This window comes from Streptococcus sp. KHUD_018 (genome assembly GCF_054861215.1).
Window position 1 is genome coordinate 1,112,045 of the sequence record NZ_CM142176.1, and the last position, 22,016, is coordinate 1,134,060.

Here is a 22,016-nt window from a genome sequence, read left to right on the forward strand (position 1 = left end):
CCATAAGGATTGGGAAAGTACCCTAAAAATAAAAGCAAGCCAAATGACTCGCTTTTATTCACTGATAAGTTTAATACGATAACCATCCCGGCTAGTGAAGTAGTTGTACTCATCCACTCCGACAACAGACTCTGTAAAGCTGCTCTTAATGGATACAACATTCTGGTCTTGGAAACGAATACCAATACAGCCTGCAGGCACATTGACCTTTAGAATCTTATCCACTTCCATATAACCATTAACAATTTGACGCAACTCACCCATAAAGATGAAGTGGAGCCCAACTGTCCCTCCCTTGTGCAGGAGAGCCTTAAAGGCATCTTCTGTCATCTTAAGATTCATGAGCTTGCTGAGGGCTTGTGCTTCTGGAATCAAGATGTAGATAGGATAATCCAAATCAGCTGGCGTGCGCGCATCCACTTCAGACTGCATATCCATAAAGAAACCAGGGATCTCCTCGCCCACAAATACTTCGTCGAACAGCCCTTCCGACTGATGGTAGTTTCCTGTTGGATCCACCAAGAACTTTTTAATGTGACTAGGCACTTTTTCTAAGCCGGTCAGAAGCGCTGCTTCGCCATATTCTAGCTGCTGCATGGTATCATAGAGAAGCTCAAAGTAGCCGTCTCGTTTTGGCACAAAGCCAACCGGGTGTGTACTTTCTTTGTCAAAACCAATTGGCAACTCGCCTCTTTGCCACATATCCTGGACTTCCTCGTGATCTTCAAAGAAACTCGTAGAAATCTTACTTGGCAACATAGGTACTGCTTCTGGACGTAAGCCTTGCCAGTCTTGATTCATCGATTGGATTTCTGCTGTTAAGTGAGAAAGACGGTCGATATCGTCTTTTCCTTCTATCGGCAGATAGACTTGTAACTCTAGAACCTCTTCCTGTGTCACCTGAGCACGGCCGACAATTTCCTGACCTGGCAGGGCATCACGTCCCATAACCGTCCGAAGCGCTCCTTCTTCTACTAAGTAAAAGCTCAAAGCATTGGGAATCGTCGAGCTCATCCGTAATCGCAAGCTACTAGCGCTGAGTACGGTTATCAGAGTATAAATACCCAGACTAGTTCCCTCACGTAGGAGCTGGTTGACAGCTGACTCGATGATCTCCTCTAATGGGCTTTCCCGTACTGAGTCATAGCCATCAAAGAAGTTGAGAAGAACAGGGAGAGCTTGACCTGTCTTTTGCTCATACTGTGACAGACTAGACACCCCAGCCTCTGTAAAGAGGGCTTTTCGCTCTTTCATAAGACTATCCAGACGTTTCAGATACTTGAGGAGCTTTTCTTCCTCATCTAGTCGAACCAGATCCGCCACGTGTGGCAACTCTCTAATTGGTAAGAGACCATTCGTCCCAAAATCAAAAAGGTTAAACTGAACTTGCTCAGGCGTATTTCTACGAGCCAGATTCATGAGGATAGTTTGAAGAGCTGTTGATTTTCCAAAGCCTGGGGACCCATATAAGACGGTATTGCCCAACTCCTCAATATCAAAGTGGTAGACCTCCTGCTTTTGAGCACTTGGCAGATCCAGCATGCCTAGTGGAATGGAGAGTTGACGTGGGGTTGTCCACTCTGCTTGACGGTCAATTGCCGCTCCTACTAGCTCCTCTCCAAGAGGTGGTAACCATGGCTTTTCAGGGAGGATGACTTGCAGACGCTCCGTTTCCTTATTGATATAATCAATCACAGCTTCAAGCTCTGTCTCCTGCTCTTGTGTCTCTTCAACCGAGTAATCCCCGTCATTTCCGTCAATCAAGAGTTCGCTCTGCCCTAGTTGATTCACTAACCAAATCCGTTCATCTACTTGATTACCTTCATCACTATAAGGCTGATAATCCGCTCCACTCCATGCTGACTGAAAGAGTTCATAGATTTCATTGTTTCCGACCTGAAGATAAGCACGACCAGGCTGAGTGATACTAGCCGCATCTGGGGTTTTGATAATCTCATTTGAGTCTGAAGGATCGGCAACCTTGAGCGCCAGCTTAAAGCGAGAATTAGACCAGATCTGCTCATCCACCACTCCAGATGGCTTTTGAGTCGCAAGGATCAGGTGAACCCCTAGGGAACGTCCGATACGTGCCGTGGAGACGAGTTCTGCCATAAACTCTGGTTCATTTTGCTTCAACTCCGCAAACTCATCTGAGATCAGGAAAAGATGAGGTAAAGGCTCTGTCGGATAGGTCTTTTTCTCCTCTGGATCGCTAAGTGCCTTTCCTTTTTTATAGAGCTTGGTGTAGCCATTGATATGGTTGACACCGAATTTCCCAAAGAGACGCTGACGCTTTTGAAGTTCCGCACGAATACTCTTCAGCGCACGAACCGTCCCAGCTCCATCCAAGTTGGTAATAGCACCCATCAAGTGAGGCAGCTTGGCAAAGAGATTGGCCATTCCTCCCCCTTTGAAGTCAATCGGAAGAAATCCAACATCTTCTGGCGCAAAGTTAACAGCTAGAGACAGAATATAGCTCTGCACAATCTCAGACTTACCAGAGCCGGTAGTCCCTGCAACTAGTCCGTGTGGACCATGGGCACGCTCATGAAGGTTGAGCAGCACAATATCATCCTTCCCTCGAACACCTAGAGGTACAGCGAGAGACTTAGATGCATCCGCCGCCTGCCAGCGTTTCTCCACATCCAATTCCTCAACCTGCTTAACACCGTAGAGTTCCATAAAGGAAATCGTATCTGGAATCGAGTTTTTCTCCACTTCGATATGATTGAGATTGGCCAAACGGTAAATCGCTTCTTCAAGTTTTCCATTTTGAGGCAGACGATTAGGCTTAAAGTCTTGGTTGACATAGATATGATGATTATTGACGAGCTTGGCTGTTTCTCCATTTTGATAATCAACCACTGCCGTCACCGTCTCAGGCAACATATTGAGGCTTTCCTTACCCCAGATAACCGTCACCCCATATTGGGTCATATCCTCTGCCAGAAATTCATTGAGCCCATGTCCTGACAGCCATGACTCATCCAAAATCGTCAAGACATAGTGCGGCGAGAAGATTTGCTCCTGCTTTTGTTCCCGAACGACCTGACGACGCTTGACTAACATCTGGTAAAAAGAGGTCAAGATCATGTCCCTAGTCTGGTCATCATGAATAAGTCCCCGTAGATTGAGACTCCGCATTTGCGCATGAGGCAACCAGCGCCATTCTCGCCAGTGATTCTCGTATTCCTCTTGGGAGACCAAGGTCACAAACTCTACATCATGATAGGAATGAAGCGCCGCAATCTGAAACAATAGCGTTTGAACTGCTACTCGTAAGACAGGAGCTACTCCCGCTAATCCCAAAGCCTGATCACGTAGAGAGAGGACAATAGGCGCATCCTCTAATTTTATATGAGGTTGTACCAGTTTTTTCTCGACAAAGCGGCTCCAGTCTTCCTTGCGATTGGTTGGTTGAAAACGTAAGGAATAACTAGAATCAATCGTTCCAGTTCCCAAATGAACCTTTAGAAAGTCATCATTTGTCACCATCTTCTCATAAATCCGTGGGTTGTAACTTTCTACTAAATCCACTAATTCATCAACCGATGGAAAATTATATGTCAAGGCTTTCTTTTGTTCCGTCTTTAGACGACTCAATTGGCTTCCTGTCTCTAAGAGATACTCTTGATAATCATCGTTTCTTTTCTGATTCTTCTCTTTGACTTCCTTTTTATTGGTAAAATAGCTCGATACTGAAAATCCAGCTGTCAAGAGACTGGCACTGGCCATTCCCATCATAAGCAAGGCATTTCCCTGCATAAAGACACTAGAGGCTCCGCTAATCACCACCATTCCAACAGGCGGTACGATCGCACGCCATAGCTCACCACGTCTAAGTTTTTCTTCTGGTGCTGGTGAATTGATTTCCACCTTATCCTCAGGCTCTTTTAGATAAATGCGTGGACTTCTACGATAATTAGGAAACTCATGTGGAAACTCAGCTTTATAAGGTTCTTCAAACAAATGATCAGATTGGATAGTGTGCTGTCTGCTCAAGGGCAGGAAATGGATCTGATGTTCTCGAAATGAGAAAAGAAAGCAGTCCACCACCAAAACATCTCCTACCTGAATAGAGGCATCAACTTCCTCTAGAATTTGTCCATTTAGATAAACCTTAGCTCCATTAGATGATCCAGAGAGATGATAGGTATTCTCCTTAACCTTCAGGTAAAGGAGAGCTTGACTTTCAAGGCAAACATCTGCTTTCTTCTCCTTAGAAAAGAGTAAGTCCTGCTTAGGATAGGTAAAGGAATGGATCTGAATCTGTTCATGTGGAATGGCTACCAGACTTTCCTCCTCCTGACCAGCCCAAGGGATTCCGTCCTTTTCAAGACCACTTTCAGTAATTGAGATATGACTTTCTCCAATATTGATTGAGGAGGCCCTTTCGGTCAACTCTTTGTACTCAAAGCATTCTTTAAACGAAAACACATGCCAAAGAACCTCTTCATCTGACAGCTTTTGACTCCAAGTCGCTTGTTTGCCCTTAGTTGCCATTTTTAGTCTCCTTTGATGTACTATTTGCCTTTGAACTTCCGTTTAATTGTTCCTGTAACTTATCAATTTCTTTTTGATACTTTTCAAGGAGTTCTCGCTTTTTCGCTCCGCTCATCGTACTGTCTGTATTGACCTGATCATAGAGCTTTGTATAAGCATGAAGAATATACTGAATGTCCCCAATATTTTGAGCAATATCAAGTGCTTTTTCAAGTTCTCCACGGCCGATATAGATCCAATAAGAAAGAGTATTCTCACTAGATTTCTGTGACAAGTTTCTAGATACAGCTTCCTTTTGTTCTTGAGTCAGATTGTCTAACTCTAACGAGCTAGCCGCAAGTGTATACTGGACTCCCTTCGGAAGACTATTTGGAGCTTCTGACTTAAGACCTTCTACCACTGCCGTATAATCCTTAGCAATGTAACTCGTCTCAGCCTGAATGATTTTATCCTGCTTAGGCACCACATAAAAAGCATAAATACCTGTTGCAATCCCCATCGCAACTGTTACAATTGCGAGTCCTAAAGAACCCCATTTAAACAATTGATAGTTCCTTTTCGAGACAAACAGTTTTTCCTTTTGACGCTTCTCTTCTTGGATACGAGCCTGCTCACTAATGAGATGGTCTACTTCATCAAAAGTCTCCGCTTTAAAAAGAGTTTCCGCAAAAGCATTTTTTACCGTCGTAAGACTATCAATTAACTCTTCAAAGTTGAGCTTAGGTTGTAAAATGAACACAGCTAAAGCCTTATATTGCTTTAACAAGTCCTCTTTCATGAGCGAAAAAGGAACCACACTATCTGTCATCCCTCTATGTCCTAAAAGGACACTTTCCCCGCTCACAAACAGATTATCTGGGTGAATAAAGGGTTTCATAGGCTGATCGACAGTTTCTTTTAAGAATTGTAACTTTTGAAAAAGATGAAGGCGTTCTAAGATTTCTTTATTTTCAACAGCTTCTCGAATCGACTGATAACCTGCTGGAATTTGGTAAGAAAGACGAACGACCTCTTCTGCCTCTTCTTTCACTGCTCCTTGAGCTAAATGTGCCGTGCTTTCTAAAAAGAATCGATACTGCTTCATCCGATTCAGTTGAAATTGATTAGCGGATAACTTAATCTCTAGTTCACCAGCCTCTTTCGACCACTTGGATTGGATACTTGTCTCTTGTACTTTCATTTCTTTCTCCCTACAATTTCTAATTGATCTCCGTTTCCTAAAGGAAAGTCCGCTATCTGGTCATCATCATAAAAGGCAATTGATTTATTAGTCACTTGAAGATCAAAGTGACTTGGTAGCTCTTGGTTCATCATTGAAAATGACTCACATATCAGCTCTTTTACTCTCTTGAATGAAACCTGCGTTGGAAGTTTCAAATCATATATTTGGTCTCTCCATTTTATACCAACCGTAATTGTCTTCATCACACACTCTCCTTCTTAAAACGAAGCACTTTTGAGTACTTCCTACCTAGCCAAACACCTAGATAGGTCACTCCAAGTAGACCTATTCCAAATCCTAAAATAGATAGCCAAGTAGGTAGCGAAGTGTTAGAGGTGCTCTCTCCAGTCAAAATTGCTTCATCTGCTCTATAATCTGCTTGAAACAAGCCACGCGTCACCTTATCCTGACTCTGAAAACTATTAGTATCTTTAGTCCCGGTAAAAAGAGAGGACTGCGCTTGATGAACATTCTCTTGCTGTGCTTTTTGTAGCTGTTTTTCTTTCTTCACACTATCTTCTAAAAATAATTCAGGAATATTCTTAGACTTAGTAGTCTGAGGACTGTTCCCTTGATCATGGATGGTTTGATTATTAATTTCAAGACTTCCATCATCTGCTCGGACATCACCTGAGTTAAGAAAAAGACACAACAATAATAGACTAAAAATGACTTGAACCTTCTTCATAAATCTCCTTCCCCACTTGGTAAAGATAACTTTATTATACTACAAATCACACCATCTCACAAGAAAACAAAAAGGATCCTTACGGATCCTTACCTTGATTATTTCTGGCTCTATAATTTCTGTAGTGGGTAAAACCACTGTAGGAATTATGGAGTCTATTTTGTTGTAGAAAAAAAGCCCTATAAGACCTATAATGAAAAAGTGACCAACCCCTCATTAGAAAGAATCTTATGGAACAATTAAATTTTATCACAAACATACTTGAAATTAAAGACAAAAATATTATTATCTTAGATTATCTTGACGCTGGAACGCATAAAGAAGTCATTGCTAAGCTCGATTATCCTGCCTCTAAATGTCACAACTGTCAAGGACAAATGGCTAAATATGACTTTCAAAAAATCCAAAATCCCCTACCTCGAATGCGCTTGCTACAAGACTCTCATTCGATTGAAAAAACGCCGTTTCCGCTGTAAAAACTGTGGAAAAATAGCCGTCGCAGAGACTTCCTTAGTCAAGAAGAATCACTAGATCGCAACCATCGTCAAACAGAAAATCACTCAAAAATTGATTGAGAAAGTCCCTATGACAGCTATCTCCGAAAGTTTATCTGTCTCCACTTCTACAGTCATTCGTCAGTTACATAAATTCAAATTTAAGACTGATCTTAACCACCTTCCAGAACACATGAGTTGGGATGAATATAGCTTCAAGAAAGGAAAGATGAGCTTTATTGCACAGGACTACGATACAAGAAAGATCCTAGCTATCTTAGATGGACGGACTCAAGCAACTATTCGCAATCATTTCCTTCGGTATTCTAGACAGGTAAGAAGTCGCGTGAAAGTCATTACCATGGACATGTTTAGTCCCTACTACGATATTGCTAGAAAATTTTTTCCAAATGCTAAAATCGTTCTCGATCGTTTTCATATTATCCAGCATCTCAGCCGAGCAATGAATCGCGTACGCATCCAAATTATGAATCAGTTTGATAGAAGATCGCACGAATATAAAGCACTGAAACGTTACTGGAAACTCATTCAACAGGATAACTATACGCTGAGCAGTAAACGATTTTATCGTCCAACATTTCAGTCGCATTTAACCAATAAAGAGATTCTCGAAAAACTTCTCTCTTACTCTCAAGATCTTAGAGATCACTATGAACTCTATCAGCTTTTACTCTTTCATTTTCAAGAGAAGCACGCTGATTATTTCTTTGAATTAATCAAGGAAACTATTTCTTCTGTCAATCCAATCTTCCAGACCATTTTTAGGACCTTTTTGAGAGATCAGGATAAGATCATTAATGCACTTGTACTTCCCTACTCAAAAGCAAAACTTGAAACCACAAATATCCTCATCAAAGTCATTAAGCGAAATGCTTTTGGCTTCCGGAACTTTGAAAATTTTAAAACGAGAATCCTCATCGCTCTTTGAATATCAAAAAGGAGAGAACCAATTTGGTCCTCTCCAGGCTGTAACTTTTTATCAACCCACTACAGTTGACAAAGAGCCTTATTTCTTTCTTGTAAAGAGATTGAGACTAACTCCGATGCCTACAAATAATAAGAGTAGAAGAATCGTTACAATGCTTAAGTTACCACCGACCAAGAGATAACTAAAGCCGTTTTCAATATTTTGTAACGGAGACAGTCGATATAAGAAATTAAGGAAACTTCCTGATTGAGTTGCCACTCCCAAAATAGGAGTTAGTAGGAGATAAAAACCTAAGAGGGATGCAGATACAATATAAGTCGGATACGGAGCTTTCTTCAAGCTGTAAGATAGCACTAAAATCAAGCTTGCCATTAACATAAAGCTATAAATGAACCATAAGAATCCATTAGCTGCTGTTGCTACTCCTATTGTAACTCCTGAAAACAAAATCGAACCAACAGTAGCTGTTATGATTGTCGGTAAGAAACTTTGAAGCTTCAAGTCCCACTTTTTCGTTGTCAAAAGATCAGTTTCTTCCCTTTCCTGTCTATCTTTAACAAAGCGTCCGATCGTCATAGCTATCACAAAAGAAATAACCGATAACAACAAGGTCATATAATAGGGGATGATGGAAATGTGACTAGCTGCCTGTGTCTTACCTTCTGTGACTTTTGTAGTAATTGGATCGGATAAGAAATTGAACACTTGCTTGTTATCAGCACCTCCACTTTTCGCATTGGCAAGCACCTTTCCAAACTGTTCTGCATAAGAGGTATTTTTCTCAACTGTACCACTTGTTTCCTTCACACTCTGATTCAAACTGGAAAGGACACCATCTGCGGACTTTTGAATCGATTCTGTTGTCTCGTTTAACTGTTGGATTTGTGGTGAGATATCTCGTACCTGAGCAGCTCCATCAGCTGTAGCTTGTGCAGTTTTTTTAGAACTATCTCGTAAGCTATCATATTGAGACAAAAGTGACTTCACTTCTTCTTCCAGCTTAGAGGTATTCATCTTCTCTGGTTGTGGATTTTGATCATTGACAACTGATTCATAAGCAAGTTTCTCAGAATCTTTCCACTGATTATGAGCCTCATCTAAGACCTTCTGCATCTCCCCATACCAGGTATTTAAGGCAGAAGCTTGCTTAACAAGCAAATCTGAGTCTGGGAGAGACTGATACACTTGACGAAGGGTGCCTTCTTTAGGATTTTCTTTTTCACCTAGAATATCTGTCACATCCTTTAATTGCTGATCTACCTGTTTGTATAAATTATCTCCTGTAAGCCGATACTTAGTAACTAAAACATCCGATATTTCTGAAGCCCGTTCGTCGTCAGTTAGATTATTGTAGAGACTATATACAGAATCTGGACTAGCCTTTTGTACGAGAGTACCACTTGATAGCGTGCTTGCAAATTGATTGATATCTAAACTTGCCCCTGGTGATGCAAATAGAGTAACGATTTGTTGGGCAGTAAGGTCTAGGTTTTGGAAGTTTTTCAGAATCGCAGGTAAATCCTCAGCCAAAGTGTCATACTTACCATTAAAGACAGATAACTGAGCACTAGCTTGAACTGAACTTCCATCTGTCCAACTATAACCTACTTGGTTATAGGAATTCTTTTTCACATCATCAGATAAATTCCACTTTATCTGACCACTAATCGTGACACTCACCTTTTTAGGAAGTGTCGCATAGCTTGGTTGACTGACTTTTGGTGAAGTAGTTGGCGTTGCTGTCGTACTTTCACTTGTAGAAGTGGAATTTGTAGATGTTGCTGCATCACTTGCATCCGCATTTGAAGTACTTGATCCCCCTGAGTCCGAAGAGGCGACAGGAGTAGTTGACGCCGTTCTTTCATTAATAAATGTGACTTGAATTGTATTTCCTGATACTGCAGCTGTCACATGATAGCCTGTATCTTTTAACTGTTGACGGATAGAGGCTTCAATTGAATCTTTCGTCACACCTTCCAGTTCAAGATTCCCCATATTTGCATCATCGATGTTCAATTGGACTGTCTGACTACCAGTTGACGGATCAAATTCTAGAGTTTGGTGAATGGGATAGGTCACTGGACTAGTAACAGTAGCCGCTGAGGACAGATACTTAAAGGTTGTATTTTGTCCTAAAGAGCCACCCAACTCGCTACTGTAGTTAGACACAATTTTCAGTGCATTACGATAAGTTGTAGCCTCATCTGATGAGATCAATTTATCTTGCTCTAATTTAGCAATGAGAGCACTCAAATCTCCAGATGAAATCATCGGTAGGCGACTAGCAATTGCCTCAATATACTGCTTAGGAAGTTTGCTTCGGTTTTCTGGCTTCGTCATTAAGTTCAAAATAGCCGAGCGAATATCTTTATCAGTAGCTGTCTGATCACTTAAATCCTTAGAGCCATAATAAGTCTCTGCAATGGTCTCCCTGAGTGCTCTAAGCTCCGCTACTTCTTTTTCTAAAGAAGTGATTTGTGCCTCTAAGTTCCCCTTGACCTTACTTTGTGCAGTTTTATACTCCCCCGCCTTAGCTTTGAAATCTGCCATAAAGGAACCGGTTGCCGTATCGGAAAACTGCAATTCTTTTAATTTAGCATTCCCAACAGTGTAAAGGGCATTATACAAGTCAGAATAATGCTTCTGATCATCTGTCCATTGTTTTTCCAAGGCAGCCTTATCTTTTTCAGATTGCTCCTTATATTGGTTGGTTGACTTTTCAAGACGAGTATTAGCTTCTTTTGAAAACTCATTCACAGAGTTTGTTGTAGATTCAAGGGCTTTCCCAGAAGCATCTAAAGAGTTGTTATTCGCTTCCATGCTGCTTGCGACTGATTTAACAAAAGCTTCTTGTTGGGTCTTAAAGAGTTCATTATCCGTCTTCAGACTATTTGCAATGGATTGAGTACTTCTAAATGAATCTGGTAGGGTCGAAAATGGAGCTTGAATATTTGAAATGATGAACGTATTTTGAGATAACTCTGTAGTTGCCATCTGATTCACATTCGTCTGTGCATCTGAAAGATTTCGAATGATGCTCGAAAAATACATCCGAACCACCCGTTGATTAAATCCTTGTAAGACTGTATTAACTTGACTGTGGACAGCCTGATTAGCTTGTTCGTTTTGCCCTTCGCGAATCTGGTAAGAAACAGTGGCTTTTTCTGGAGAAACACTCTCTAAGCTCAACAATTTCTCAGAAAAGTCTGACGGAAGAGTAATAACTGCATCAAACTGACCTGACTTCAATCCTGCTTCAGCCACGCTACGATTGGTTGTCTCCCAGTTATTCTCTGTATCCTGATTAATTAAAGTGACAAAATCCGAGCCTAAATTATAATCAGTATTTTCAAACCTTGCACCTTTATCTTCATTCACAAGCGCATATTGAACCTTAGCAGTTTGCTTGATCTCACTTGAATAGTGAAGGCTCTGATCCTTTAATGCGAAATAAACAAGAGAACCTGATAACAGGGATACGCATGCTACTGCAGTTAAAATTTTTAAGTATCGTTTTTCTTTATGAGGACTATTCATTATTACCTTTTCCACTTATAACTAGCAAAAAACGACGCCCCTTTCGAAGCGCCGTTCACCGATGATTAATTCAAACCAAATGAAGTTGCATCCTGACGGTCACGCTCAGCAACAGTATCGGCGTATTGATTCAATTGTGCATGGATACTTTCAAGAAGTTGTTCCATTTGAGTTACGCTTACTGATAATTGTTGGAATTGTTCCAAGTAAGATTGGAAAGCCGCACCTTGCCATTGTCCTTGGAGACGACCATTTGCGCCTGAAACTTTGTTAATGGCATCTTTCAATTGTTCAGAAGCATTGGTATAAGTTTGTGCTTCAGACTTTAACTGTTCTGGGGTCAACGAAATTGCTGGCATATCATTATTCTCCTTTTTTGACTTGGTCATCTTCCCGATAACCTTATAGTCAATATTGTATCACAAACTCGTCAGATTGCAAGTGTTTTTTAGAATTTTGATTCAACTTTATAAATCGATTGAAAACTTCCCACTATTTGATGTGTTCAATCAAGCATGTCACATCTTTCAATATAAAAATACTAGGTTATAATGCATTTCATTGTAGACTATTGTATCAATTACTGAACTCCTACTTCCATCGACCATCTTGGTGATATCAGAAAATCAAAAAAAGGGGGTGCAAAACAATTCCCACAGACACCCTACCTGTTGGAACATTTTGCACCCCCTTTGCGTATGTGGGAATAAATTTCATACTTTACCACTATCAATCCTGCTACATCACTTCAGGCTGTTAGATTTAGACTTCACTCAAAAATTCAAAAAAGACCGAATATCAAGCCTTTTGTAACCCCTGAAACGGTGGGCTTTATCCCTTTCTCTCCAGCAGTCCTACAACCTCGATATGATGCGTCTGCGGAAAAAGATCCACTGGTTGTACTTTCTGCAACTCGTATCCCAATTCTTGGTAAAGTTTGATATCACGCGCCATGGTTGCGACATTGCAGGAGATATAGGAAATGCGGTCTGCTCCTGTTTGGCTGCTTGCCTTGATAAAGCTTTCTGTGAGGCCTTTTCTTGGTGGGTCTACTAGGATAAGACTTGGTTGAATACCTTCCTTGAGCCAGTTCTTCATGGCACTTTCAGCTGTGTCACATACATAGTAGGCGTTAGCAATCCCGTTGATTGCCGCATTCTTTTTGCTATTCTCAACCGCTTCTGGAATCACTTCAACACCATAGACTTCCTTAACGTGCTTAGCAACGGATAAACCAATGGTTCCAATACCTGAGTAGGCATCAATAACAACATCATCTTCTCTTAACTCCGCAAAGTCAATGGCTGTTTGATAGAGTTTCTCAGCCATCTCTGTATTAACCTGATAGAAAGCTGGTCCTGATATTTGGAAGTCATTTCCCAACATTTGGTCCGTAATGTAATCTTGACCAAAAAGAGTATGCCATTCTTTCCCAAAAATAGCATTGGTATCCTGGTCGTTGATATTTTGCATGACAGAGATAATCTCTGGAAACTGCTTGATTAGTTGTTCAATCAATTGGTCAACACGGAAAACTTTCGGTCGAGTGGTTACCAAAATGACCATGATTTGTCCTGAGTAGTGACCACGACGCACCACAAGATTCCGAATCAAGCCAGACTGTTCCTTTTCGTCATAAGGTTTCAAATCATAACGACGAAGCAAATCTCGAAGAACTGCTACGACTTGGTCAATAACAGGATCCTGGATGAAGAAATCTTCAAGGGGCATAAGGTCATGCGAATTTTTACGGAAAAAGCCAGTTTCCAAGACACCATTGACACGACGAACGGGCACCTGAGCCTTATTACGATACTTGACAGGATTTTCCATACCTAGAGTTTCAGCAACCTCTACATCTGTAATGCCAGCAATCTTGTAGAGACTATCCTTGACTTGCTTGGTTTTAAACTTGAGCTGTTCTGGATAGGCAAGATGCCCCAAATCAGCGATACCTGAACGTAGATACGCTAGGTCAAGGTCTTGGTTACGATGCGGAGAATGTGTAATGTATTCTTCAACTTTCCCATAGCCGATCTTTTTATTTACCTTAAGGACTCGCATGAGGATTTTCTCAGTTGGTAGAGCATTTTCTACAAAGAAAACCAAACCATCTACCTTAGCAACCCCAGCACCTTCATGGGTCAAATCAACAATTTCAACTTCTACAATATCATTTTTCTTTAACATATTTTTCACTTTCTATCGGCCGACAAAAAAAGACGGCAACATTTCTGTTACCATCTATTATATCATGAAATGACCTAAGCACCAAAACTCTTGAAGAAGTTGACAATGGCTTGCCAGAGGGAGCTAAAGAAGTTGCCCCCGTCTTCTAGCGCTTTATTGGCATCAAAGTTGAGGTTGATATTTTTAAAGCTATCTCCAGCTTGGGAAACAATACTTTCCTTGAGGTCATTTAGGGTTTTAGTGAAATCAGCATTATTCAAGATGTCACTCTTTGAGAGGTTAAGTGCAAAATTGATGATGATATTGACCTGGTTTCCTGTTATAACCTGATCAAGTTTGTAGTTTTTTAGTGTGTCTTCTACAATTTTGCGAACATCTTCCTCTGTCAGATTGCCTTTGGCTTCTTTTGCTTTTGCGATTCCTGCCTTGATATCTGCCAAAGCAACATTGAGTTTATTGGCATCGTAACCTGACTTGTCCTTGTTTTCAGCATTGATATCTGATAAGGCTTTTAGCTCCTCTTGGGCCAAGTCTTTATTGGCTTGCGGTACTTTAGCACCATTGGCCTCTAACGAGTAGTAAATCCCTGCCAGGGCACTTTCACCTGTAACTGGAATAGGAGCTGCAACTGTGATTTTAGCATGCTCTACTCCCAAGGTCACCGCTGCATTACGATACATATCCTGCGTCACCTTGGTGATATTTTCAGGCGTTTCAATCTTGATCTCTAGAGGCGACTTATCACCCAGCTTTTGAATCTTGGCTGACGAATAGAGCTGGAGACTAGCATCATTAGCCACATTCATAATGTTCGAATAGATATCAGGTGTCATAGTTTTGATATCTTTGGTGTCTTTTGATGCATCATAGCCCAGTTTGCTAAGAGTTTGGTTTTTCTGGTCTTCAGATAGAGAAGAACCTAGGACATATTCTGGTTGTACATAGGTTTCATCGATTACTTTTTGAACATCGGTTGCTGCGTGGACGCTCGCCATAGCTGTTGCAGCCCACAATACTGCAGCACTTGTTAGAAAGAATTTCTTTCTCATGGGATATTCCCTCCTTTACCTTTCTAGGTTAATAAAACAATCTTAAAGAAAACTTATAGCGAAAAACACCTGGCAAAACCAGATGTTTAGAAGAAATTAAAGAATTTCATGATATAGAGATTAAAGCGAACCTGTCTCGAGTAGTAATAATTTCCACCATTCTCATAGAGTTCGGCTCCGTGAAAGATAGAAATCGGGTTGATATAGGTGTAGGTCTTCCCTGTAATATTGCCTAGGATTGGAGCGACCGTTTCTCGGGAGTAACGCTTGGCTAGTGCCAGAGTATTTTCCTTGCCATTCTGAGCGATAAAGTCGATATAGGCAGGTCCAAAATTATAGGCTTGCACGGCTGTCCAGACATCAACACCCTTTTCCTGAGCTAGATAGAGATTATCAGTCAATGTCTGAATTCCCTGACGAATGCTCGTCACATTGTCATTGATAGTATTTGTGGTACCGCTAGCAGACTCGCTAGACTGCATGACATCGCCTTCTTTTCCCTTTGTTTCGGTATAAATCATGGCGAGCACAAGCTCTTCATTGGCTGGAGTATCTCTTTCATTGAGGATTTCTCGAACCATGGGTTGGTAGGTCATGACTTGCTTCACATCTTGATGGATATGATAGACTTTATAGACAGCGAAAAGGAAGACTGCTAGCACTAGCACTCTTCGTAGTAATTTAAACATTATTTACTTTGAATATCCTCGATATTTTTGATTAAGATAGAATAGGTTCCATTGTCATTTTGGATAAACTCGACAGATTCTGCGTCTTGATAGACGTTATTGGGAACGATGAGCTCGATTCCGTTTGACAAGGAGAGTTTTTGATTTTCAAATTTCTTGAGCTGACGACTGGCATCAATTTCATCAAACTGGACTGGTTCTGGTACGGCTTCCTTAACTTGATCAATAAAGCTCAAACGAGCTGTCAGATTGTTGTCAAAAAGGTCATTAGCCAATTTTTCAGGTGACAGTTCATTGCTTTCTTCAAGATTGTTGAAAATCGCTGATTTGACCTTGGATTGAAATTGAAAATCATCTGTGTTAAAAGATTCAGCAATTCTCTGGGCCGTTTTCTCCAGTTCCTTGATGGATTTCTTTGGTGAAATCTTAGGGGCAACAGCTAGGAGATTATCTGAAAAATAATTCAAGAAAGTCCCATTGTACTTGATACGTTTTTCGATGAGATGGTACTTGCGACTTTGAAGATTGACCACCAAGGCCTCATCAGCCCCTGTTCCAAATCCAGGCAGGTTATTCTGAGTCAGCTTGATTGGATTATCAACTTCCCCACCGAGGTGAGTCAAGGTTTCCCGCAAGGCAATTCGCAAGAAAGCGAAATGCTCTACACCTTCTTTAGAAAATTGCACAAAAATCAAGTCATTGGTCTTGAGATTTTCAGAAATGCTAAACTCTTCTTTCCAGAGATTAGCCAGGGTTACTGATGTCTCCAACAAATCATCTGTGATGTGATTGAAGAAGGGATTTTCTTCTTCGAAAATCCCAGTCTTGGCTTCATCTGAATACACGCGTTCGATTTTTTTACGTAGGTATTCCTCGATTTTTGGAGTGATATTGAGAAACTTATCCGCTAGAAACAACTCAGTATCATCTGGGCTGAACTGATGGATAATAGCTTTCTTAATATAAATGTCCATAAAAGTATTAGTCCTCGTATAGTGGGAAGGCATCTGTCAACGCTTTAACTTCACTTCTCACTTCTTCTAAGACAGCTTCATTTTCTGCATTCTTAAGGGTTTTAATGATGAGCTCAGCCACTTTACGGCTTTCTTCTTCACCAAATCCACGTGCAGTGATGGCTGCAGATCCGATACGAATCCCACTTGTCTTAAATGGTGACAAGGTTTCGTATGGAATTGAGTTTTTATTTAGGGTAATATTAACTTCATCCAGCAAGTTTTGAGCAACTTTTCCGTTTTCTACAACCTTAGTCACATCCACTAGGAAGAGGTGATTTTCAGTTCCACCAGAAATGATACGGAAATCAGGGTCTTGCAAGAAGACTTCAACCATAGCCTTGCTGTTTTTGATGACATTAGCAGCATATTCCTTGAAGGCTGGGTCCAAAACTTCTTTGAAGGAAACAGCCTTAGCCGCCACAATATGCTCTAAAGGACCACCCTGAATACCAGGGAAAATAGCTGAGTTGATTTTCTTAGCTAGGTCCTCATCATTTGTCAAAATCAAACCACCACGAGGTCCACGAAGGGTTTTGTGGGTCGTTGTTGTAGTGATATGAGCGTATGGCACTGGGCTTGGGTGAAGACCGGCTGCCACCAAACCAGCGATATGGGCCATATCGACCATGAGCTTAGCCCCAACAGCATCTGCGATTTCACGGAATTTTGAGAAGTCGATAATTTGAGAATAGGCTGAAGCACCAGCTACAATTAGTTTTGGTTTGACTTCTTGGGCTTGTTTCAAGATAGCATCAAAGTCCAAGAGTTCTGTTTCAGGATCCACACTGTAAGAAACAAAGTTGTAGGTTTGACCTGAGAAACTAACAGGAGCTCCGTGAGTCAAGTGTCCACCTGCTGCCAAATCCATCCCCATAACGGTATCACCTGGCTCAATCAAGGCCATGTAAGCAGCACAGTTGGCTTGGCTTCCTGAGTGAGGTTGGACATTGGCGAATTTAGCACCAAAAATTTCTTTTGCACGTTCAATCGCTAGAGTTTCTACCACGTCTACTACATCAGTTCCACCATAATAACGGCGTCCTGGGTAACCCTCGGCATATTTGTTTGTCAAGATAGACCCTTGAGCTGCCATAACAGCCTTGGAAACCACGTTTTCCGAAGCAATCAACTCAATGTTGTTTTGTTGGCGTTCTTCTTCTTTGGCAATAGCATTCCAGAGATCAGCATCGTATGCTTTAAAATCGTCTTTATCAAAAATCATAGGTCTTCTCCTTTATAGTGTGACTGGTCCTTTAGTTTATTTTTCAATAAGAAAAAAACTAAAAGATGCGAATAAACCGTTTCTGCATTTTATCACAAGTATAACCAACTTTTTCATAAAATGCATGAGCACCCAGACGATGATCAGCAGAGTTTAAGCGGATAAACTCATAGCCCCGTCTTTTTGCTTCTTGATCCAACCCTTGCAGTAAGCTTTTACCGATACCTTGCCCTTGTGCTTGAGGCGAAACCGCTAAGCCTAAGATATTAAAGCCTGCTTTGGAATAGAGAGATTCATAAACTTCAGCATGGACATATCCAAGTAGGACATGGCTGACCTCATCCTCATAGCCAAGTAGGAAATGATGAGAATCCTGAGACAGTCTAGCTAGTTGACTAGCTGTGTCCTCTGGACTAAAAGTATAGCCCAAAGTCTCTTGATTGATGTCACATATAGCTTTTACATCTGTTTCTTGCAAATCTCTTAGCATCTCATTCCTCCTCAAAAGAAATCTCTGGCAACTGAGCAAGAATATCTTCACGCTTGATCGCCCCTTGGCGTAAGATTTTCACCTTATCTCCAGACAAATCCAAAATCGTCGAATCCTGTCCAGTTAAAGAAACATCGTCCTCCAGACCCAGAACCTCTTGGTCAAAATCCTCTAGAATTTGAGCAAAGGTCACTCCACTTGCCTGACCTGAAATATTGGCAGACGGCCCAATCAAGGGACCTGTCTCTCGAATCAAATCAAGTGTAATGGGGTGACTCGGCATCCGAAATCCTACCGTTACAAGACCAGAATTGACCCAATAGGGAACTCTGTCATTGGATTCGAGGATAATGGTCAAGGGCCCTGGTAAAAAGGCCTCTACAAGTTTTTCTAGATAAGTTGGCTGATTCTTTGAAAAGTGCAAGATGTCCTCTAGAGAAGAGACATTAAGATTGAGCGCCTTATCTCTAGGACGACGTTTGAGTTGGTAAACATGGTCAACAGCTTTTTCGTCTAAGGCCTTAGCAAAAAGACCGTAAACCGTCTCTGTAGGCAGAACGACAGCTCCACCATTTTCTAACTCTTGTCTAATCCTGTCCATCATCAACCACAACCATCCTATCTTGACCAAATTGGTCCTTGAGTGTTCGTACTCGTTTTTCAGGAAGATATTTCCTAAAAAGCGCAGGAACACTTTGACCTTGCTTGTATCCAATTTCAAGGTAAATCTTACCACCATCTGTGAGATAGTCTTTTGCATCTTCCGCAATTCTGCGATAAATAGCTAGGCCATCCTCATCTGCAAAGAGAGCTAGATGAGGCTCCGAATGTAAAACATTCAAACCGACCTCCGACTCATCTTCACGAGAGATATAGGGTGGATTGGATACAATTATATCATATTTTTCAGAAATTTCTGCAAAACAATCAGATTTTTTAAAAAATATCTGGAGATTCTGAACTTTAGCGTTTTCAGTTGCCAAATCTAGTGCATCCTGTGAAATATCAACTGCTGTAACCAACCAATTTGGTCTGTTTTTTGCTAGGGCAAGGGCGATGGCACCACTTCCCGTACCGATATCCAAGACCTTAAGATTTTCATCAGAATTTTCAGCCAGGATGAGCTCAACCAACTCCTCTGTCTCTGGACGAGGAATCAAAACCCGCTCATCCACTTTTAACTGCATTCCAAAGAAATCTGCCTGTCCAATGATATACTGAGCTGGTTTATGGGACGCTAACTGCTGGTAAATCTCTTCTACAAATTGTCTTTCTTCCTCTCTTACCTCCTGCTGAAGGGCAAAGACAAAGTCTGTAAAAGAGAGATTTTTCAGGCTACGATAGACAAAAGAGAGGTTTTCTGCTTCCTCTCCTTGTCTTATCAACTCCTCTTCAAAATCTGAAAATAATTGAGCTAATTTCATTATTTGTTTAATTCTTCTAATTTTTGTGTTTGGTCATAGAGCACCAAGGCATCCACAACTTCATCCAGTTTACCAGACAAGATCGTATCTAGTTTTTGAAGGGTCAAGCCAATACGGTGGTCCGTAACACGGTTTTGTGGGAAATTGTAAGTACGGATACGTTCTGAACGGTCACCAGTACCGATAGTAGACTTACGCTCAGCGTCTTGTTCATCTTGGGCAATCTGCGCAAAGTGGTCAGCAACACGCGCACGGATGATTTTCATCGCTTTCTCACGGTTTTTCTGCTGAGTACGTTCTTCCTGCATCTCAACCTTGATATTGGTTGGCAAGTGAACGATACGCACGGCAGTCGCAACCTTATTGACGTTCTGACCACCAGCACCTGATGCGTGGTAGATATCAACACGAAGGTCTTTTGGATCAATGTCGTATTCTACTTCTTCCACTTCAGGCATGACAAGAACTGTGGCAGTTGAGGTATGAACACGACCTTGGCTTTCTGTCACAGGGACACGTTGCACACGGTGGGCACCAGATTCATACTTAAGCTTAGAATATACAGATTGACCCGAAACCATGGCAACCACTTCTTTGAAACCACCGACACCGTTCATAGAAGCTTCCATGACTTCAAAGCGCCAGCCTTGGGCTTCCGCATATTTTTGATACATAGTTAGAAGGTCTCCGGCGAAAAGTGCCGCTTCGTCACCACCAGCTGCTCCACGGATTTCAAGGATGATGTTCTTGTCATCGTTTGGATCTTTTGGAAGAAGCAAGATTTTTAGTTTTTCTTCGTATTCTTCTTTTTCAGCCTTGGCATCTTTGAGTTCTTGCTTGGCCATTTCTTCCAAGTCCGCATCTCCACCAGACTCTTTAATCATCTCTTCGGCATCAACGATATTTTGAAGGACTTGTTTGTACTCACGGTAGGCTGTTACCGTGTCACGAGTTGAAGCCTCTTCTTTCGAAAGCTCCATGAAACGCTTGGTGTCTGAAACGACATCAGGGTCACTAAGCAATTCTCCTAACTCTTCATAACGGTCTTCTACAGCTTGTAGTTGATCATAAATGTTCATTTTTTCTCCTTATTTCTCAATTGTTAAATCATAGATTGCTACTACTTCGTTCTCAAATATTTCCCCAGTTTCTTTAAATCCATAACTGAGGTAACAAGATCTTGCATGTTCATTTTCTGGTTCATAAGACAACCAAAGTTTATTGCCTAAACCTGCTGGCGCTGTCCGAACATAGTCCAGCACTTTATCCATAATTGGTTTAAAATATCCTTGATTTTGAAAATTCTTATCAATCATAAAACGAAATAGTAAATAATTTCCACTACTAATTCCGATCTTTTTATCATAAGCTATCATCACAAAACCTATAATTGCATCATTATCATAAACTGCCAATGGAGCTACAAAATCTCCATTTTTAGTGTAGACATATGCTTCAGCTAAACTAATTGCGTTGGTTGCAATGAATTGTTTTTGATATTCCTTGACATCCAAATTCAAAACATCAAAATAATTTCCCATTGTAACATCTCTTAGTTCAATTGTCATAGTTTTGCTCCTTATTAGATGATATCATTGGCGCAAAATAATGTTTACGGCAAACCGAGATATAGGTTTCATTACCACCAATCTGAATTTGTTCGCCCTCATAGGTAAGCTTTCCGTCTAGGGTTCTGAGTACCATAGTCGCCTTTTTCTTACAATACTGACAGATGGTTTTGATTTCGTCAATCTTATCTGCTAAAAGCAAGAGGTGTTTGGAACCTTCGAACAGTTCATTGCGAAAGTCATTCTTCAAACCAAATGCCATGACGGGTATGTCTAACTCGTCCACAACACGAGCTAGGTCGTAAACATGGTGACGCTTGAGAAACTGTGCCTCATCGACCAACACACAGTATGGTTTCTCAGGTAAGTCTTGGATAAAGCCAAAGATATCCGTCGTTTCCTCAATCGCAATGGCTGGGCGTTTCATGCCAATCCGACTAGATACATAGCCGACACCGTCACGCGTATCCAGAGCAGAAGTCATAATCACAACTCCCTTTCCTTGCTCCTCGTAGTTATAGGCCACCTTGAGAATCTCAATCGTCTTACCAGAGTTCATGGTCCCATAACGATAATACAACTGTGCCATGCTATTTTTTCACGTCCATTTCTAAATTTTTGCTACATTCTAGTATATCATAATTTTCTGAAGCTTTAAACGGCAAAATGTGGTAAAATAGAAGAAATCAAAACTAGTGGAGGAAACTATTATGCCATTTGTACGCATCGATTTATTTGAAGGACGCACGCTCGAGCAAAAGAAAGTTCTTGCTAAGGAAGTAACGGAAGCTGTTGTTCGTAACACTGGAGCACCTCAATCTGCTGTCCATGTCATCATCAATGACATGCCTGAAGGAACTTACTTCCCTCAAGGAGAAATGCGCACCAAATAAACTAGCTTAAGCAGATTTGCTTAGGCTTTTTCAATCTCCAAGTAGCATCCATTGAAGAAATAGCCTAAATTTGTTACAATTT

General features: G+C 41.1%; 18 protein-coding genes and 1 pseudogene. 2 read left to right on the forward strand and 17 right to left on the reverse strand.

Features of this window, described 5'->3' with window-relative positions:
• Nucleotides 1-54: 54 nt before the first annotated feature.
• From essC to ACVBD2_RS05715, 4 genes are read right to left on the reverse strand one after another with little or no spacing between them, the layout of a single operon-like run.
• On the reverse strand, nucleotides 55-4,503 hold the full coding sequence (gene essC / locus ACVBD2_RS05700; RefSeq protein WP_461685359.1) for a type VII secretion protein EssC: 4,449 nt from the start codon (nucleotides 4,501-4,503) through the stop codon (nucleotides 55-57).
• On the reverse strand, nucleotides 4,493-5,683 hold the full coding sequence (essB, locus tag ACVBD2_RS05705) for a type VII secretion protein EssB (RefSeq protein WP_084948604.1): 1,191 nt from the start codon (nucleotides 5,681-5,683) through the stop codon (nucleotides 4,493-4,495). The genes essC and essB overlap by 11 nt, the downstream gene beginning before the upstream one ends.
• Nucleotides 5,680-5,928 (reverse strand): EsaB/YukD family protein, encoded by a 249-nt coding sequence (locus ACVBD2_RS05710; RefSeq protein WP_084948606.1) that lies wholly within the window; start codon nucleotides 5,926-5,928, stop codon nucleotides 5,680-5,682. Before ACVBD2_RS05710 ends, essB begins: the two co-directional genes overlap by 4 nt.
• A complete protein-coding gene (locus ACVBD2_RS05715) occupies nucleotides 5,928-6,413 on the reverse strand; it encodes a type VII secretion EssA family protein (protein ID WP_084948607.1) in 486 nt (161 codons plus the stop codon). Before ACVBD2_RS05715 ends, ACVBD2_RS05710 begins: the two co-directional genes overlap by 1 nt.
• A gap of 230 nt (nucleotides 6,414-6,643) precedes the next feature.
• Between ACVBD2_RS05715 and ACVBD2_RS05720 the strand changes: the two are divergent.
• A pseudogene (locus ACVBD2_RS05720) lies at nucleotides 6,644-7,900 on the forward strand (ISL3 family transposase).
• A 34-nt stretch (nucleotides 7,901-7,934) separates the two neighbouring features.
• On the opposite strand, the gene esaA reads toward ACVBD2_RS05720, so the two are convergent.
• The 13 genes from esaA to ACVBD2_RS05785 all read right to left on the reverse strand — a co-directional run bounded on the left by esaA (nucleotide 7,935) and on the right by ACVBD2_RS05785 (nucleotide 21,630).
• The gene (esaA, locus tag ACVBD2_RS05725; RefSeq protein WP_132974214.1) at nucleotides 7,935-11,393 is read right to left on the reverse strand and encodes a type VII secretion protein EsaA; all 3,459 of its coding nucleotides are present in this window, start codon (nucleotides 11,391-11,393) and stop codon (nucleotides 7,935-7,937) included.
• 65 nt (nucleotides 11,394-11,458) lie between these two features.
• Nucleotides 11,459-11,752 carry a WXG100 family type VII secretion target gene (locus ACVBD2_RS05730; RefSeq protein WP_084948610.1) on the reverse strand — a complete coding sequence of 98 codons (294 nt, stop codon included), beginning with the start codon at nucleotides 11,750-11,752 and terminating at the stop codon, nucleotides 11,459-11,461.
• 472 nt (nucleotides 11,753-12,224) lie between these two features.
• Nucleotides 12,225-13,583 (reverse strand): 23S rRNA (uracil(1939)-C(5))-methyltransferase RlmD, encoded by a 1,359-nt coding sequence (rlmD, locus tag ACVBD2_RS05735; protein ID WP_084948612.1) that lies wholly within the window; start codon nucleotides 13,581-13,583, stop codon nucleotides 12,225-12,227.
• Between the two features lie 74 nt (nucleotides 13,584-13,657).
• A complete protein-coding gene (locus tag ACVBD2_RS05740) occupies nucleotides 13,658-14,632 on the reverse strand; it encodes a DUF1002 domain-containing protein (protein WP_143989624.1) in 975 nt (324 codons plus the stop codon).
• Between the two features lie 86 nt (nucleotides 14,633-14,718).
• On the reverse strand, nucleotides 14,719-15,321 hold the full coding sequence (locus ACVBD2_RS05745; protein ID WP_084948615.1) for a lysozyme family protein: 603 nt from the start codon (nucleotides 15,319-15,321) through the stop codon (nucleotides 14,719-14,721).
• Complete coding sequence (locus ACVBD2_RS05750; protein WP_000356101.1) at nucleotides 15,321-16,295, reverse strand: nucleoid-associated protein; 975 nt, start codon at nucleotides 16,293-16,295, stop codon at nucleotides 15,321-15,323. The genes ACVBD2_RS05745 and ACVBD2_RS05750 overlap by 1 nt, the downstream gene beginning before the upstream one ends.
• Before the next feature lie 7 nt (nucleotides 16,296-16,302).
• Nucleotides 16,303-17,559 carry a serine hydroxymethyltransferase gene (gene glyA / locus ACVBD2_RS05755; RefSeq protein ID WP_461685360.1) on the reverse strand — a complete coding sequence of 419 codons (1,257 nt, stop codon included), beginning with the start codon at nucleotides 17,557-17,559 and terminating at the stop codon, nucleotides 16,303-16,305.
• A 58-nt stretch (nucleotides 17,560-17,617) separates the two neighbouring features.
• Complete coding sequence (locus ACVBD2_RS05760) at nucleotides 17,618-18,049, reverse strand: GNAT family N-acetyltransferase (RefSeq protein ID WP_132974206.1); 432 nt, start codon at nucleotides 18,047-18,049, stop codon at nucleotides 17,618-17,620.
• Between the two features lies 1 nt (nucleotide 18,050).
• Nucleotides 18,051-18,653, reverse strand: a complete 603-nt coding sequence (locus ACVBD2_RS05765) for an L-threonylcarbamoyladenylate synthase (protein WP_162284883.1) — start codon at nucleotides 18,651-18,653, stop codon at nucleotides 18,051-18,053.
• Nucleotides 18,637-19,473 carry a peptide chain release factor N(5)-glutamine methyltransferase gene (prmC, locus tag ACVBD2_RS05770; protein ID WP_461685361.1) on the reverse strand — a complete coding sequence of 279 codons (837 nt, stop codon included), beginning with the start codon at nucleotides 19,471-19,473 and terminating at the stop codon, nucleotides 18,637-18,639. Before prmC ends, ACVBD2_RS05765 begins: the two co-directional genes overlap by 17 nt.
• A complete protein-coding gene (gene prfA, locus ACVBD2_RS05775; RefSeq protein WP_001028815.1) occupies nucleotides 19,473-20,552 on the reverse strand; it encodes a peptide chain release factor 1 in 1,080 nt (359 codons plus the stop codon). Before prfA ends, prmC begins: the two co-directional genes overlap by 1 nt.
• A gap of 9 nt (nucleotides 20,553-20,561) precedes the next feature.
• On the reverse strand, nucleotides 20,562-21,041 hold the full coding sequence (locus ACVBD2_RS05780) for a GNAT family N-acetyltransferase (protein ID WP_213988512.1): 480 nt from the start codon (nucleotides 21,039-21,041) through the stop codon (nucleotides 20,562-20,564).
• On the reverse strand, nucleotides 21,031-21,630 hold the full coding sequence (locus ACVBD2_RS05785) for a thymidine kinase (RefSeq protein ID WP_461685362.1): 600 nt from the start codon (nucleotides 21,628-21,630) through the stop codon (nucleotides 21,031-21,033). Before ACVBD2_RS05785 ends, ACVBD2_RS05780 begins: the two co-directional genes overlap by 11 nt.
• Before the next feature lie 121 nt (nucleotides 21,631-21,751).
• Here ACVBD2_RS05785 and ACVBD2_RS05790 point away from each other — a divergent pair, with 121 nt between their 5' ends.
• Nucleotides 21,752-21,934, forward strand: a complete 183-nt coding sequence (locus ACVBD2_RS05790; RefSeq protein WP_054363450.1) for a 4-oxalocrotonate tautomerase — start codon at nucleotides 21,752-21,754, stop codon at nucleotides 21,932-21,934.
• Nucleotides 21,935-22,016 lie beyond the last annotated feature (82 nt).

Bases quoted from the DNA above. Each gene is read 5' to 3' on its own strand.
- ACVBD2_RS05780 (WP_213988512.1), bottom strand. From the start codon at position 21,041: ATGACAATTGAACTAAGAGATGTTACAATGGGAAATTATTTTGATGTT.
- ACVBD2_RS05715 (WP_084948607.1), bottom strand. From the start codon at position 6,413: ATGAAGAAGGTTCAAGTCATTTTTAGTCTATTATTGTTGTGTCTTTTT.
- ACVBD2_RS05765 (WP_162284883.1), bottom strand. From the start codon at position 18,653: ATGATGGACAGGATTAGACAAGAGTTAGAAAATGGTGGAGCTGTCGTT.
- prfA (WP_001028815.1), bottom strand. From the start codon at position 20,552: ATGAACATTTATGATCAACTACAAGCTGTAGAAGACCGTTATGAAGAG.
- ACVBD2_RS05750 (WP_000356101.1), bottom strand. From the start codon at position 16,295: ATGGACATTTATATTAAGAAAGCTATTATCCATCAGTTCAGCCCAGAT.
- rlmD (WP_084948612.1), bottom strand. From the start codon at position 13,583: ATGTTAAAGAAAAATGATATTGTAGAAGTTGAAATTGTTGATTTGACC.
- ACVBD2_RS05745 (WP_084948615.1), bottom strand. From the start codon at position 15,321: ATGTTTAAATTACTACGAAGAGTGCTAGTGCTAGCAGTCTTCCTTTTC.
- essB (WP_084948604.1), bottom strand. From the start codon at position 5,683: ATGAAAGTACAAGAGACAAGTATCCAATCCAAGTGGTCGAAAGAGGCT.
- ACVBD2_RS05790 (WP_054363450.1), top strand. From the start codon at position 21,752: ATGCCATTTGTACGCATCGATTTATTTGAAGGACGCACGCTCGAGCAA.
- glyA (WP_461685360.1), bottom strand. From the start codon at position 17,559: ATGATTTTTGATAAAGACGATTTTAAAGCATACGATGCTGATCTCTGG.
- ACVBD2_RS05710 (WP_084948606.1), bottom strand. From the start codon at position 5,928: ATGAAGACAATTACGGTTGGTATAAAATGGAGAGACCAAATATATGAT.
- essC (WP_461685359.1), bottom strand. From the start codon at position 4,503: ATGGCAACTAAGGGCAAACAAGCGACTTGGAGTCAAAAGCTGTCAGAT.
- ACVBD2_RS05760 (WP_132974206.1), bottom strand. From the start codon at position 18,049: ATGCTAAGAGATTTGCAAGAAACAGATGTAAAAGCTATATGTGACATC.
- ACVBD2_RS05730 (WP_084948610.1), bottom strand. From the start codon at position 11,752: ATGCCAGCAATTTCGTTGACCCCAGAACAGTTAAAGTCTGAAGCACAA.
- ACVBD2_RS05785 (WP_461685362.1), bottom strand. From the start codon at position 21,630: ATGGCACAGTTGTATTATCGTTATGGGACCATGAACTCTGGTAAGACG.
- prmC (WP_461685361.1), bottom strand. From the start codon at position 19,473: ATGAAATTAGCTCAATTATTTTCAGATTTTGAAGAGGAGTTGATAAGA.
- ACVBD2_RS05740 (WP_143989624.1), bottom strand. From the start codon at position 14,632: ATGAGAAAGAAATTCTTTCTAACAAGTGCTGCAGTATTGTGGGCTGCA.
- esaA (WP_132974214.1), bottom strand. From the start codon at position 11,393: ATGAATAGTCCTCATAAAGAAAAACGATACTTAAAAATTTTAACTGCA.